Annotated in this window: 16 protein-coding genes; 14 read left to right on the forward strand and 2 right to left on the reverse strand. The window is 67.3% G+C overall.

The window, feature by feature from the left end; all coding sequences use genetic code 11:
• Positions 1-69 precede the first annotated feature (69 nt).
• The 3 genes from WEA80_11385 (at position 70) to WEA80_11395 (ending at position 5872) form a co-directional block, all read left to right on the forward strand.
• Positions 70-1227 (forward strand): acyl-CoA dehydrogenase, encoded by a 1158-nt coding sequence (locus tag WEA80_11385; protein MEX1187182.1) that lies wholly within the window; start codon positions 70-72, stop codon positions 1225-1227.
• 170 nt (positions 1228-1397) lie between these two features.
• Complete coding sequence (locus tag WEA80_11390; protein MEX1187183.1) at positions 1398-4244, forward strand: M14 family zinc carboxypeptidase; 2847 nt, start codon at positions 1398-1400, stop codon at positions 4242-4244.
• 20 nt (positions 4245-4264) lie between these two features.
• A complete protein-coding gene (locus WEA80_11395; GenBank protein MEX1187184.1) occupies positions 4265-5872 on the forward strand; it encodes an aminopeptidase P family protein in 1608 nt (535 codons plus the stop codon).
• A 170-nt stretch (positions 5873-6042) separates the two neighbouring features.
• Here the strand turns inward: WEA80_11395 and WEA80_11400 are convergent, their stop codons facing one another.
• Positions 6043-6387 (reverse strand): hypothetical protein, encoded by a 345-nt coding sequence (locus tag WEA80_11400; protein MEX1187185.1) that lies wholly within the window; start codon positions 6385-6387, stop codon positions 6043-6045.
• 218 nt (positions 6388-6605) lie between these two features.
• On the opposite strand from WEA80_11400, the gene WEA80_11405 reads away from it, so the two are divergent.
• The 10 genes from WEA80_11405 (at position 6606) to WEA80_11450 (ending at position 13101) form a co-directional block, all read left to right on the forward strand.
• Entirely contained in the window at positions 6606-7490 is an 885-nt protein-coding gene (locus tag WEA80_11405) for an alpha/beta fold hydrolase (GenBank protein ID MEX1187186.1), read from the forward strand.
• A complete protein-coding gene (locus WEA80_11410; protein MEX1187187.1) occupies positions 7483-7926 on the forward strand; it encodes a hypothetical protein in 444 nt (147 codons plus the stop codon). Before WEA80_11405 ends, WEA80_11410 begins: the two co-directional genes overlap by 8 nt.
• A gap of 56 nt (positions 7927-7982) precedes the next feature.
• A complete protein-coding gene (locus WEA80_11415) occupies positions 7983-8429 on the forward strand; it encodes a hypothetical protein (GenBank protein ID MEX1187188.1) in 447 nt (148 codons plus the stop codon).
• Positions 8430-8485: 56 nt separating this feature from the next.
• On the forward strand, positions 8486-8941 hold the full coding sequence (locus tag WEA80_11420) for a hypothetical protein (GenBank protein MEX1187189.1): 456 nt from the start codon (positions 8486-8488) through the stop codon (positions 8939-8941).
• Positions 8942-8958: 17 nt separating this feature from the next.
• Positions 8959-10686: a DNA polymerase/3'-5' exonuclease PolX gene (gene polX / locus WEA80_11425; GenBank protein ID MEX1187190.1), complete on the forward strand. Its 1728-nt coding sequence runs from the start codon at positions 8959-8961 to the stop codon at positions 10684-10686.
• Positions 10683-11384: an endonuclease III gene (gene nth / locus WEA80_11430; GenBank protein MEX1187191.1), complete on the forward strand. Its 702-nt coding sequence runs from the start codon at positions 10683-10685 to the stop codon at positions 11382-11384. The genes polX and nth overlap by 4 nt, the downstream gene beginning before the upstream one ends.
• Positions 11385-11488: 104 nt before the next feature.
• Positions 11489-11686, forward strand: coding sequence for a hypothetical protein (locus tag WEA80_11435; GenBank protein MEX1187192.1), 198 nt, complete (start codon positions 11489-11491; stop codon positions 11684-11686).
• 115 nt (positions 11687-11801) lie between these two features.
• A complete protein-coding gene (locus WEA80_11440) occupies positions 11802-12341 on the forward strand; it encodes an RNA polymerase sigma factor (GenBank protein MEX1187193.1) in 540 nt (179 codons plus the stop codon).
• Positions 12341-12712, forward strand: a complete 372-nt coding sequence (locus WEA80_11445; protein ID MEX1187194.1) for a hypothetical protein — start codon at positions 12341-12343, stop codon at positions 12710-12712. The genes WEA80_11440 and WEA80_11445 overlap by 1 nt, the downstream gene beginning before the upstream one ends.
• A gap of 14 nt (positions 12713-12726) precedes the next feature.
• Entirely contained in the window at positions 12727-13101 is a 375-nt protein-coding gene (locus WEA80_11450; GenBank protein MEX1187195.1) for a hypothetical protein, read from the forward strand.
• A gap of 65 nt (positions 13102-13166) precedes the next feature.
• On the opposite strand, the gene WEA80_11455 is transcribed toward WEA80_11450, so the two are convergent.
• Positions 13167-13367, reverse strand: a complete 201-nt coding sequence (locus tag WEA80_11455) for a CsbD family protein (protein MEX1187196.1) — start codon at positions 13365-13367, stop codon at positions 13167-13169.
• A 149-nt stretch (positions 13368-13516) separates the two neighbouring features.
• Here WEA80_11455 and WEA80_11460 point away from each other — a divergent pair.
• A partial coding sequence (locus WEA80_11460) for a KUP/HAK/KT family potassium transporter (GenBank protein ID MEX1187197.1) occupies positions 13517-13722 on the forward strand: 206 nt, incomplete at its 3' end.

A 13722-nucleotide genomic window follows, 5' to 3' on the forward strand; every position in this document is an offset into this window, starting at 1 on the left:
CACGAACCGCGCCCGAGCGGAATCCTTGGATTATTCCAGGAGCCTGGACCGCGGAGTAAGATTCTCGGAATGACCGAAACGCCTCGCCCCCCGCTCACCATCCTCTCCGAAGAAGAGGAGATGTTCCGCGATGCGATTGCGTCGTTCGCGAGCGAGGAAGTCCTCCCCCGAGTCCGTGACATGGACAAGGCGTGCAAGCTCGACCCGGCGCTGATACCCAAGTACTTCGAGCTCGGCTTGATGGGGATCGAAGTCCCGGAGGAGTACGGCGGGGCCGGCGGCTCACTCATGATGGTCGCGCTCGCGGTGGAGGAGATCAGCAAGGTGGACGCGTCCGCCGCGATCCTGTGCGACGTGCAGAACACTCTGGTCAACTTCCCCATCCTCAAGTACGGCAGCGAAGAGCAGAAGCAGAAGTACCTCACGCGACTCACCTCGGAAGCGGTCGGCGCGTACGCGCTGTCGGAGGCGGGCTCGGGCTCCGACGCGTTCAGTCTCGCGACGCGCGCCGAGAAGAAGGGCGACGGCTGGGCGCTCACCGGCGGGAAGCTCTGGATCACCAACGGCGCGGAAGCCGACATCTTCGTCATCTTCGCCACCGCCGATCCGTCGGCAGGCTACAAGGGAATCACGGCGTTCATCGTCGAGCGCGGCATGGCCGGCTTCACGGTCGGCAAGAAGGAGGACAAGCTCGGCATCCGCGCGTCGAGCACGGTGGAGCTGCTGCTCGACGGCTGCGAAGTTCCGGCCGCCAACGTGCTGGGCCCGGTCGGCCAGGGCTACAAGATCGCGATCGAGACGCTGAACGAAGGGCGCATCGGCATCGGCGCACAGATGATCGGCGTTGCGCAGGGCGCGCTCACGGCGGCGGTCGCGTACATCCAGGAGCGGCGCCAGTTCGGCAAGGAGCTCGCGCACTTCCAGGCGATCCAGTTCCAGGTCGCCCAGGCGGCGACCGAGCTCGAGGCGGCGCGGCTCATGGTGTACAACGCGGCGCGGCTCAAGGACGCGGGGCACGACATCGCGCGCACCGGCGCCATGGCCAAGCTCTATTCTTCCCAGGTCTGCGAGCGCGTTACGTCGTTGTGCGTCGAGCTGTTTGGCGGCTACGGCTACACGACCGATTATCCGGTCGAGAAGTTTTATCGGGATGCCAAGATCGGGACCATTTATGAAGGCACGTCGAACATGCAGTTGCAGACGATCGCAAAGTCGTTGCTCCGATAGCGGTTTCATCGCTCCGCCGCGGGGACAGGTATCCTCGTCGGGCGCTACGCGAGCAAACTGCGCTCGCTAAGACGCGCCCTGTGAGGACACCTGTCCCCGCGGGCTCGGAAAACCGCTACACACATTGATCTACGCCCGCCGCCTTGCCCCGCACACCTTCAGGTGACCTCATGACGCTCCCCCGCTCTCTCGCGCTCATCGCCACCGCCCTCCTCACAGTCGCGCCCGTCGGCGCGCAGCAGCCCATCGACGCGGAGTACGCGCGGCTCGTGCGCGAGTACACGTCGGACCCGCTGTTCCTACCGGCGACGGTCGCTACTCTCCCCGACCATCCCACCATTCCCTCGCCGCGCGAGCACTTCGGGACGGTGATCGGCGCGCCCGGGGTCATGCACCGCACGAGCGAGATCTACGGGTACTACCGCGCGCTGGCGGCGGCGACGCCGAGGGTGCGGGTGGAGAACGTCGGCACCACCGAGGAGGGACGCGAGCTGCTGCTGCTCACGATCGCCGGCGACGCGCTGCTGCCGCAGCTCGAGGAGCAGAAGGCGATCGCGGCCCGGCTGGCGGACCCGCGGCGGCTCCCGGCTTCGGAGCTCGACGCGGTCCTCGCCCGCGCGAAGCCGATCTACTACATCAGCGGCGGGCTGCATTCGCCCGAGATGGGCTCACCCGAGATGCTGATGGAGCTCGTGTACCGGCTCGCGGTCAGCGACGACCCGCAGATCCGGACGATCCGCGACAACGTCATCACGCTGATCAATCCGGTGGCCGAGCCGGACGGGCGCGACAAGCTGGTGGACTGGTACTACCGCTACACCCGCGCGCGCACCGATTGGGACGACGGCTTCCCGCGCAGCGCGCCGTACTGGGGCAAGTACGTCTTCCACGACAACAACCGCGACGGGATCCAGATCTCGCAGGAGCTGACGAAGTCGATCTATCGCTCCTACTTCGAGTGGTTCCCCGTCGTCTCGCTCGACCTGCACGAGTCGGTTCCCCTGCTGTACATCTCCACGGGCACCGGCCCGTACAACGAGACGCTCGATCCAATCACCATCGGCGAGTGGCACCTGTTCGCTCAGAACGAGGTCACGCAGCTCACCGCGCAGGGACTGCCCGGCGTGTGGACGTGGGGCTTTTACGACGGCTGGTACCCGGGCTACGCGCTCTGGATCACCAACAACCACAACGGCATCGGCCGCTTCTACGAGACGTTCGGCAACGCCGGCGCGAACACGTACATCCGCGACCTCAGTAACAGCCGTTACGCCGGCAACCTGGTGACGAGCCGGCAGTGGTACCGCCCCTTCCCGCCCACGCGGCGCGTGCGCTGGGGCGCGCGCGACAACGTGAACTTCATGCAGGCAGGCGTGATCGCGTCGCTCGCCTTCACCGCGCACAACTCCAACCAGCTGCTGCGCAACTTCTGGCAGAAGGGCGTCAACAGCATGCGGCGCGGATCCATCGAGAAGCCGCACGCCTACACGATCCCGGCGTTCGAGCGGCAGCGCGACCCGAAGCGCGCCGCGTACCTGGTGAACCAGCTGCGCCGCCACGGCATCGAAGTGCACCGCCGCGACAGCGGCGAGTCGGCCGGCGACTTCGTCGTGCTCCTGAACCAGCCGTACCGGAACTTCGCGGTCAGCCTGCTGAGCAAGCAGAACTTCCCCGCCGACGAGCCCAACCCGCCGTACGACGACATCGCGTGGACGCTCGGCTACATGTACGGCGTCGACGTGAAGGCCGTCGACGATAGCGCCGTGTTCAGGTGGCCGGGGCTCACGCTGCTGCGCGACACCGTGGCGGCGACCGCCGACGTGAGCGGCAGCGGCGGCGTGCACGTGCTCGAGTACAAGGCGCAGGCGGAAGTCCTTCCCGCGCTGTACATGCTGCGCGAGCGCTCGCGCGGGACACGCGTCACCGCCGCGGAAGCCCCGTTCACCGCGGGATCCAAGACCTTCCCCGAAGGCTCGCTGATCTTCGAGAATCTGGGAGACGAGCTGGCGCGCGACGTCGCGCGCGGCTTCGCGCTGCCGCTCGAGCGCGTGAGCGCGGTCCCGGCCGTGCAGCGGCACGCGGTGGACCTCCCGCGCGTCGCCGTATATCACACGTGGACCAACACGCAGGACGAAGGATGGGTGCGCTTCACCTTCGACCAGGCGCGAATTCCCTATACGTCTATCCACAAGGACGACCTGCGGCGCGGAAATCTGCGCAGTCGGTTCGACGTCATTCTCGTGCCGAACACCGGCGGCGCCGGAGTCGAGACTCTGATCCACGAGCACGATACGAAGTTCGGCCCGCGACCGTACACTAAGACCGCGGAGTTCCCGTCTCACGGGACCCCGTCGTCCACCGCCGACATGACGGGCGGGCCCGGCTTCGAGGGGCTCGCGCAGCTCCACCGCTTCGTGAACGAAGGCGGCACGCTCATCACGCTGCACGGGGCGACGCGGCTCGCGGCGGAGACTGGAATCGCGCGCGCGCTTTCGCCGCACACGGCGACCGGGCTGTTTCACCCGGGCTCCATCGTGCGCATGATGGCCCGCCGGCCGAACCACCCGGTGTGGTACGGCTATCCGGACACGACCAACGTCTTCCGCGGCAACGGCCCGCTGTTCCAGGTCAATCGCCGCGACCGCGGGATGATCGTGGCGCAGTTCGGCACGCGCACGCCGCGCGATGAAGAAGAGCCCACGGGCCGCTTCTTCGGGATCCCGGAGACTCCGCGTCCCGGCGCGGGCGAGGCCTCGCCCCCGGCCGACAGCGCCGCGCCGCCCGCGGCCGCGCAGGCGGGCGGGCGGGGTGGCTCAGCCTCGAGCGAGTACGTGCTCTCGGGCATGGTGCGCAATCAGGATCAGATCATCGGACAGGGCGCGATCTTCGACGTGCCGGTCGGGAGAGGGCGCGTGATCACCTTCTCGTTCAATCCGCTGCACCGGTACCTGAACCATCATGAGTTTCCGCTGGTATGGAATTCGATAATGCACTGGAACGATGGGATAGCCAGGTGAAGACGCCCTTGGCTCCGAGGATGACGAAGAGGAATCCAAGTTCGGAGTGTGGCAGTGAGGGGTTGGCAGTGAGGAGTCGGCGGAATCGGCGAGCACCGGCGGATCCGTCGGCGCGGTCACCCAAAGGCCGCCGACTTCTTGCTGCCACACTCCGTACTGCCACACTCCAAACTTGGATTCCGCTGGCCATTTTCCTCGGAGCCGCTTTCGCCACAGCTCCGCCCGCGCAAGCGCAGATAACCGAATCGGAGTACACCCAACGCAGAGCCGCTGTCGCCGAGCGCATCCGCGACGGGTTCATGGTCGTCGAAGGAGCCCCCGAGCCGAAGCACGACTATGAGGACTTCGTCCAGGACCCGAACTTCCTGTATCTGACCGGGCTGCACGAGCAGGACGCGGTGCTCGTGCTCGTGAAGCGGGACGGACTCGTCACTCAGACTCTCTTCGTCGCGCCGCGTGACCCCGCGCGCGAAGTGTGGAGCGGCATCCTGCTTGGCGTCGAAGGAGCAGCCGAGCGAACCGGCCTGGCGACGCGGGATCACTCGGATGTCGAGCGTGTCGTGGACTCGCTCGCGGCGGCGCTGCCGCTGGTGTACCTCCCGGGCGGCCGCGGCGAGATCTTTCTGCGGCTGCGGAACCGCGGCTCCCCGGAGATCGTGAACGCCGACCGCCTGATAGCCGGGCTCCGCGCCAGAAAGAGCCCCGCCGAGCTCGACCTCCTCCGCAAGGCGATCGCCATCACCGTGGACGCGCAGGTGCTGGCGATGCGCTCGATCTCGCCCGGGATGAACGAGTTCGAGGTCGAGGCGCTGATCGAGTACACCTTCCGCCGCAACGGCGCCGACCGACCCGCGTTCGCGAGCATCGTCGGGTCGGGACCGAACTCGACGACGCTGCACTACAACCGGAACGACCGCTTCATGAACACCGGCGAGCTGGTGGTGATGGACGTCGGCGCGTCGTACCGCGGCTACGCCGCCGACGTCACGCGCACCGTGCCAGTGAGCGGAGTGTTCTCACCGGAGCAGCGCGCCATCTACCAGCTCGTGCGCGACGCCCAGGCGGCAGCCGAGCGCGTTGCGCGCCCGGGCGCGAATAGCATGGCGATGAACCTCGCGGTTGACAGCGTGATCAAGCACGGCCTGGCCGCGCTGGGACTGATCGAGTCGGCCGACGCCGTGTACGACTGCGGCAACGACCAGCGCGCCGCCACCTGCCCGCAGTATCGGCTGTACTACATACACGGACTCGGGCACGGCATCGGACTGGACGTGCACGATCCGGGCACGTCGGGGATCCAGCCGGGCATTCTCGCGCCCGGGGACGCGTTCTCTATCGAGCCCGGAGTCTACGTGCGGGCCAACCTGCTCGACATCATCCCGGCGTCAGCGCGCAACGACGCCATGAAAGCCCGGATCGCTTCCGCCGTCTGGCACTACGCCAACATCGGCGTGCGTATCGAGGACGACTATCTGGTCACGGACTCGGGCGTGGAATGGGCCAGCGGAGCGCCGCGGGAGATCGCCGAGATCGAAGCCGTCATGCGCGACCGGGTAGACGTGCCGCGCGATCCGGACAAGATCGACTGGTACCGCGCCACCGAGCCCGCCCCGCGCGCGCCGCGCTGACGGCTCAGCTTGCCCTGGACGCTTTCGCGTTCTTGTCTATGATCGCGAAGAGGATGAGCGGGAAGGCGACGAGCCGCAGGGTATACAGCCAGACGCCAGCGCGGGGAGCGTCCTGAGATTCGACAGATCCGTCACGAGGCTGTGCTCGTCCCAGACCAGCAATGCGTTGTTCAGCCTTTGCGAAGCTTGAAGGCGTCGGCGAATGTATCGACGACCGTCGGGGGCCGCTCGTACAGGAGCCGCACGAGAGTCACGGGCCGCTCGTTGTACAGCCGGACGACCTCTTCCGCCGTGCGATCCAGAGTCGGCTCGCGCGCCGCGTACCGATACGTCCCGTCGAAAAGCTGAGCCACGAGGCCTGCGCTCGCCAGCGAGTCAAGGCAAAGCTGGACCAGCTCCTTCGGCTTGCGGATCTGCTTGGCTAGGCGCGAGACCGGGAACGACTCGTCGCGGCCGCCACGGAGCACCATCAGCAGCTCTACGTGATCCATGGTCGCCAGATAGCGCTGGATCATGCTCCGGACGCCTGGCGGAATGTCCGGATCTAGCACGGGACTCGGCTCACCTTGCTCACTTTCCGGGGGCGGAACACTGGAATCGGGGGGCGTGCAAGTTAGAAGCCGCCGGGCCCCGTGGTTCCAGGCGAATCGCATCGGCGACGAAAGCCTCGATCATTTGTTTCTCGGCGTCAGCGGTGCCCTTTCGCAGCCGGCCCTGAGTATCATCCCCGACCATGCCGACAGCAGCGATCCCCGCGCCGCGCGCCAATGGCTACACCGCGAAGACTCCGGTGCCGCTCTATTGGGCGGCCTACGGTCCGCAAGGCGTTTCCCCGTTGCTCGTGCTGCACGGCGGCCCGGGCGCCGGCCATGACTACCTCCTGCCGCAGATGCTGGAGCTGGCCCGCCATCGGGAGCTGATCTTCTACGATCAGCGCGGCGGCGGCCGGTCGCGACAGGACGATGAGGGCCCGGTGACCTGGCGGACCCAGGTGGAGGACCTCGCGGCCGTCGTAAAAGAATTTGCCCTCGAACCCCTCTCAATCGTCGGTTATTCGTGGGGAGGACTGTTGGCGATGCTCTACGCCGTCGAGGCGGCGGCGGGACGGGTAGCCGTGCGGCCGGGACGCATGGTGCTGATTGATCCCGCCCCGGCCACCAGGCGGCACCGGGAGGAGTTCGAAACTGAGTTCAATCGACGGCAGCAGAGTGACCGGATCCGGATCATGCGCGAGCAGCTTGCCGCGTCCGGGTTGCAGGACATCGATCGTGAGGCGTACCGCCAGCGCGCCTTCGAATTGAGCGTCGCCGGTTACTTCGCCGATCCCGCGCAGGCCGCGCGGCTCACTCCGTTCCGGGTAATCGGAAAAATGCAGAAATCGATCTGGGAAAGTCTGGGTGACTACGATCTGCGGGCCGCGCTCGGCACCGTGAAGTGTCCGGCGCTCGTGGTCCACGGCTCGGAAGATCCGATCCCCGCGGAGTCCTCCCGGGAAATCGCGGCCGTGCTCGGCGCACGATTTGTACTATTGGAGGGGTCTGGCCACGTCCCCTATGTAGAAGCCCCGGATCAGCTTTTTCCGGCATTGGTTGACTTTCTCGATGAGACAGATGCTTGACCCTCGCGCAACCCGGCACCACCTGGGCACTCTCAGGGTAGACGGCGGCGTGCACAACGTTTCCGTGCGAATCGCCTATGATGGCGTGGAGCATGTCGGCAGACTCTGGTTCGCGGACTCTGTCCGGGACGTCGAAGGCATCCCCGACTACGGCGTCATTCCCGGCCGAACCGCGGACGACGTTCTCGCCGCCGCCCGCCAGATGGACGCGGAGGATCTCGCCCGCCGCTTCCACCGCGCGCGCGCGGAGAAGCGGCGGTACATCCGCCTGCGGCGCTCGGTCGAGGAGATCCTGGCCAAGGTGAAGTACATGAACCGCGTCGCGATCTCGATGCGGGGAGGCATGCTCGACGTCGACGCGGCGGAGCAGGAGCTCGATCTGGCGACCGACCAGATTCAGGACATCGTCTCCCGGCTGAAGGACGTGGCGGCATGACCGCACTTGACGCGACTCAGTCCCGAGGCACACCGTTCCGGCATGGGGCACAATTGATGGCCGAGCAGCTCGGCGCGGTCAGGCATCACATCGCGAGTCTCGAGGTCGACGGCAAGGTCTACAACGTCTCGCTCAAGACCGCGTACGACGGGATCGAGCACATCGGCCGTCTGTGGTTCGGAGACGCATCCACCGACGAGATCGGGATCCGCGATCACGGCGCCATCCCGGGGCGCACGGTCGAGGAGGCGGTGTCGCTCGCGCAGCAACTGACCAAGGACAATCTCACGCGCCGCTTCCACCGCGCGCACGCCGAGAAGCGGCGGTACATCCGCCTGCGGCGCTCGGTCGAGGAGATCCTGGCCAAGGTGAAGTACATGAACCGCGTCGCGATCTCGATGCGGGGAGGCATGCTCGACGTCGACGCGGCGGAGCAGGAGCTCGATCTGGCGACCGACCAGATTCAGGACATCGTCTCCCGGCTGAAGGACGTGGCGGCATGACCGCACTTGACGCGACTCAGTCCCGAGGCACACCGTTCCGGCATGGGGCACAATTGATGGCCGAGCAGCTCGGCGCGGTCAGGCATCACATCGCGAGTCTCGAGGTCGACGGCAAGGTCTACAACGTCTCGCTCAAGACCGCGTACGACGGGATCGAGCACATCGGCCGTCTGTGGTTCGGAGACGCATCCACCGACGAGATCGGGATCCGCGATCACGGCGCCATCCCGGGGCGCACGGTCGAGGAGGCGGTGTCGCTCGCGCAGCAACTGACCAAGGACAATCTCACGCGCCGCTTCCACCGCGCGCACGCCGAGAAGCGCGGGTACGTCAAGCTGCGCCGCAACGTGGACGAGATCCTCGCGAAGGTGAAGTACATGAACCGCGTCGCGATCTCGATGCGCGGCGGGATGCTGGACAACGAAGGCGCGGCCCAGGAGTTGGACATCATCACGAAACAGCTGCAGGTCATCGTGAAGCGGCTCAAGGACGTCGCCGGAGTGGAAGGCTAGGACCAGCGGCGATCCGCATGGACTCCCGGACCGCGGCGCACGTACTGGCGCAGATCGGCGGGCTCCTGGAGCTGCACGGTGAGGACAGATTCAAATCGCGCGCGTATCACATCGCCGCGCGCGCCGTGCTCGGAACCGACGCCGACGACATAACCCCGCTGTACAAGTCGGGCGAGCTGCGCAAGCTGCCCGGCGTCGGCGCCGCGACGTTCTCCGTCCTGCGCGAGCTGGTCGAGACGGGCGACTCCTCCTACTTCGAGCGGCTCCGCGAGAACACGCCCGAGGGACTCCTGGAGATGCTGCGCGTCCCCGGGATGGGGACAGCGAAGATCCGGCTGATCCACGAAGGGCTCGGCGTCGAGACGGTGCAGCAGCTCGAGGAGGCGGCGCGCGACGGCCGGCTCGCCAGGCTCCCGCGCTTCGGGCCGAAGACGGCGGAAAAGATTCTCAAGGGGATCGCGTTCCTGAAGGAGACAGGGGCGCTCCTGCTGTTCCCGCACGCGTTCGCCGAGGCCCAGCGCGTGCTCGCCGGCGTCCGGCGGCATCCCGACGTGGTGCGCGCCGAGATCGCGGGCTCCGTGCGGCGGCGCCGGGAAATCATCGCCGACATCGACATCGTCGCCGCGTGCTCGGCCGATCCCGCGGCCGTCGCCGCGTCCTTCGCGCACGCGCCCGGCGTGCGCAGCGCGGTCGGCGCCGGCCAGGCGTCGGTCTCCATCAGGTACGTCGACGGCACGCGGGTGGACCTGCGCTGCGTGGAGCCGTCCGCGTTCGCCGTCGCGCTCTGGCGCGGCACCGGGAGCGCGGCCCACATCGACGAGGTCGTCGCCGCGTTGGAGAGAAAGGGACTCACTCTCGCCGGGGACGAGCTGCGCCGCAACGGCGCCACGCTGCCCGTGATCGACGAGACGGAGCTGTTCGCCGCGGCGGGGCTCGCGTTCATCGAGCCCGAGCTGCGCGAGGCGCGCGGCGAGGTCGGCGCCGCCGCGTCGGGCACGCTGCCGGCACTCGTCGTCGAGAGCGACATCCAGGGAGTGCTGCACTGCCACTCCCAGTACTCCGATGGCGGCGCGACGATAGCCGAGATGGCGGCGGCCGCGCGGGCGCACGGCTGGAAGTACCTGGGAATCTCGGACCACTCCGTGTCGGCCTTCTACGCCGGCGGCCTCAAGCCGGACGCGATCCGGCGGCAGCACGACGAGATCGACGAGCTGAATGCCGCGGCGGGCGACTTCGTGGTGCTCAAGGGAATCGAGGCCGACATTCTCGCCGACGGCCGCGTGGATTACGACGAGCACGTGCTGGCGCAGTTCGACTACGTGATCGGCTCGGTGCATTCGCGTTTTTCCATGAGCGGGCCGGAGATGACCGGGCGCGTGCTGCGCGCGCTGGACGATCCGTACCTCACCATCCTCGGCCACCCCACCGGCCGCCTGCTGCTCACGCGCGAGCCGTACCAGATCGACATGACCGCCGTGATCGAGAAGGCCGCGGAGCGGGGCGTCGTGCTGGAGCTGAACGCCGACCCGCACCGGCTGGACCTCGACTGGACGTACTGCCACGAAGCGAAGAAGCGCGGCGTGCGGATCGAGATCGGCCCGGACGCGCACTCGACCCACGGTCTCGATAACGTCGAGCTCGGCGTCGCCATCGCGCGCAAAGGGTGGCTGGAGAAAGGCGACGTGCTGAACTGCGGCTCGGCGGCGGAAGTCGTCGCCCACGCCCGCCGGCACCGCGGCTCGTGAAGCGCGCCGCTGGCGCCGCTGGCGCCGCTCCTCCGCGGCGCCGCAGGACGGCGGCCGGGCTGCGCGAGCACACGCTCCTGACAATCCGGCGGCTCAAGAAGGAGTATCCCGGCGCGCACTGCGAGCTGGACTTCGAGTCGCCGTTCCAGCTCCTCGTCGCGACGATCCTGAGCGCGCAGTGTACCGACAAGCGCGTCAACATGGTGACGCCGAAGCTGTTCGCGGCCTATCCGACTCCGAAGAAGATGGCGGAGGCGCCCCCGGAGAAGGTCGAGGAGATCATCAAGTCCACCGGGTTTTTCCGCGCAAAGACGAAGAGCCTCCAGGGGATGTCCGCCGCGTTGGTCGAGCAGCACGGCGGCAAGGTGCCGGACAGCATGGACGAGCTGACGTCGCTGCGCGGCGTGGGCCGGAAGACCGCCAACGTCGTGCTGGGGAACGCGTTCGAGAAGGCCGAGGGGATCGTGGTGGACACGCACGTGGGGCGTGTGAGCGTCCGGCTGGGGCTGACCCACGAGACAGATGCGGTGAAGGTCGAGGAGAAGCTGATGGCCCTGGTGCCGCGGCGGGATTGGACGATCTTCTCCCACCTGCTAATCTTTCACGGCCGGCGCGTGTGCGTCGCCCGGCTGCCGCGCTGCGGCGTCTGCGTACTGAACGATGTGTGCCCGTCCAGAAGAGTGGTGACTAGTGACTAGTGACTAGTGACTAGTAACTGCTGCAACACCCGCCGTTTCCGCGTTTTTCCGTTCTTTCCGCTTCCACTAGTCACTAGTCACTAGTCACCAGTCACCAGCCAGCCATGTCCACCACTACTGCCCCTCGCTCCTCCGACCTCGGCGCCGCGCTCACCGGACTCATCGTCGGCGCGGTCGTCCTGTTCATCATCGTGTTCACCATCGTGAAGCTGACGAACTCGAGCTACGCCGCCGAGCACGCGGCCGCTCCCGCCGCGACCACGACGGGCACGCCCGCTCCCGCCCCGGCAGCGGGGCACTGAGAGCCGCGGCCCCGGACGCCGACCGCAGTTGTTAGCTGCTAGCTGCTAGCTGCTAGCTGCTAGCTGCTAGCTGTTCGCTGCCAGCTGTCCCCGATCTCAACGCCTGACCACTCCGGTGCGTACATCTGCTACCGAGCGCGAGCTTGTCGCCGCGGCCCAACGGGGCGATCAGAGTGCGTTCGCCGGACTGGTGGCGCTGCATCAGCGGAAGGCGTATGCGATCGCGCGAGCGATCGTGTACGTGCACGAGGACGCGGAGGACGCCGTGCAGGAGGCGTTTCTCAGGGCGTATCAGGCCCTGGGGAAGTTCAGGCCGGAGGAGCCGTTCGGAGCGTGGCTCAGCAGGATCGTCGCGAACGCCGCGCTGGACATAACGCGGCGGAAGAAGATCAGGAAGGCGGACGAGCTGTCGGAGTTCATGCCCGACCGGTTCAGTGATCCTGGCGAGAGCGAGGAGTTGCGGCGAAGATTGTCGAGCGCGTTGGGCGGGCTGGGAGACCGGCCGAGGGCCGTAATCGTCCTGCATGACGTGGAGGGCTTCACGCACGTGGAGATCGCGCGGATGCTGGGGATACCGGAAGGAACCGCGCGGTCGGATCTGCACCACGCGCGGCGGCAGCTGCGAAAGGTACTGGTCGACTTGAGGGAGGGGTGATGGCCGACAACGAGCTGGAATTCACCGCCGAAGCGGATCCGCGGGTGACGCGCGCGCTGCGCGCGCGCTACGCCGCACCCGGCGACGACGCGTATTGGGCCGGGCTCCAGATGCTGGTCATGGCGCGGATCGCGGCCGGCGCGCGCGGCAGCTGGCTGCAGGTCGCGGCGGGCTGGGCCCGTCCGGGATTGCTGGCGGCTGCCGCCGTGCTCATAGTGGCCGCGGCGCTGTTCCAGGCCAATCGCGGCGATACCGAGCCGGTGTCGTTCGCGTCGATGACCCAGATCGCGAGCGAGCCGGAGTTCATCTACATCGAGCACGACGCCGCCCGGCAACGGGACGAGACGCTGCGCTTCGTCGTGTCTCACTGAGGAAGGAGAAGTAAATGCAGCGATCGAAATCTCTGGCGATGGTCTTCCTGCTCGGCGTGTTCCTCGCGGGCGGGGCGGTCGGGTTCGCCGCCCATCAGGTCGCCGGCCCCGAGAAGCCGTGCAAGGGCGACCGGGGCAGCTACCGCGAGCGGTTCGCCGCGGAGCTGGGTCTGTCCGCCTCCCTGCGGCTGGGGGTGGACTCGCTGATGGAGGCGCAGCGCGCGCTGGGGCGCGCGCTGTACTCGCCGGTGCGGCCCCAGCTCGACTCAATCGGGCGCAGCCGCGATTCAATCTTCGAGGACACCCAGCGGCAGCTCAGGGTCCTGCTGACGCCCGAGCAGCAGGCCAGGTTCGAGCGAATGCACCGGGAGGGGCCCCGAAAAAAGTGACTAGTGACTTGTGACTAGTCACCAAAAAGGCCCCGCCGAAGCGGGGCCTTTTTGTAATGAGTGCGTCAGCGGTTATCCGGATCGAGCTTGCGCTCGGCCTTCCCGAACTTCTTCTGCACCTTCCCCTCGAGCTCCTCGGCGGAGCCCTTCAGCTGCTCGCTCTCGTTGTCGAACGCGTCGCCCACGTGCTTGCGTATGTTGCCCTTGATCTCCTTCGCCGTGCCTTCGGTCTGATTCTCGATGCCGCGCTGGTTGAGGTCCTTCATGATACACCTCTTCGAAATTGAGTCAGGCCCGTCGGCCGCCCATCCGGGCGACGCCTCTTACAAGAGCAAGCGACGTGCCCGATTGAGGGGTCCATTCCGCTTCCATTTCGCGGTCCCCGAGGCTATCGTCAGCCCGCATATCCGCTTACATGACTGAACCGCCGCAGGAGACGCCGCCGGGCGAACACCCGAAAGCCACGGAATCGGCGACGAATCTCGAAAGCCCGCCGGCGCACGTCGAGCCGCATCCCACCGGAAAGAGACTCGCCGTGCTGACGCTGCTCGCCATCGGCGTGGTGTACGGCGACATCGGCACGAGCCCGCTGTACGCCCTGCGCGAGTGCTTCAAGCCGGA

Source organism: Gemmatimonadaceae bacterium (genome assembly GCA_040882285.1).
Classification (GTDB): Bacteria; Gemmatimonadota; Gemmatimonadetes; order Gemmatimonadales; family Gemmatimonadaceae; genus JACDCY01.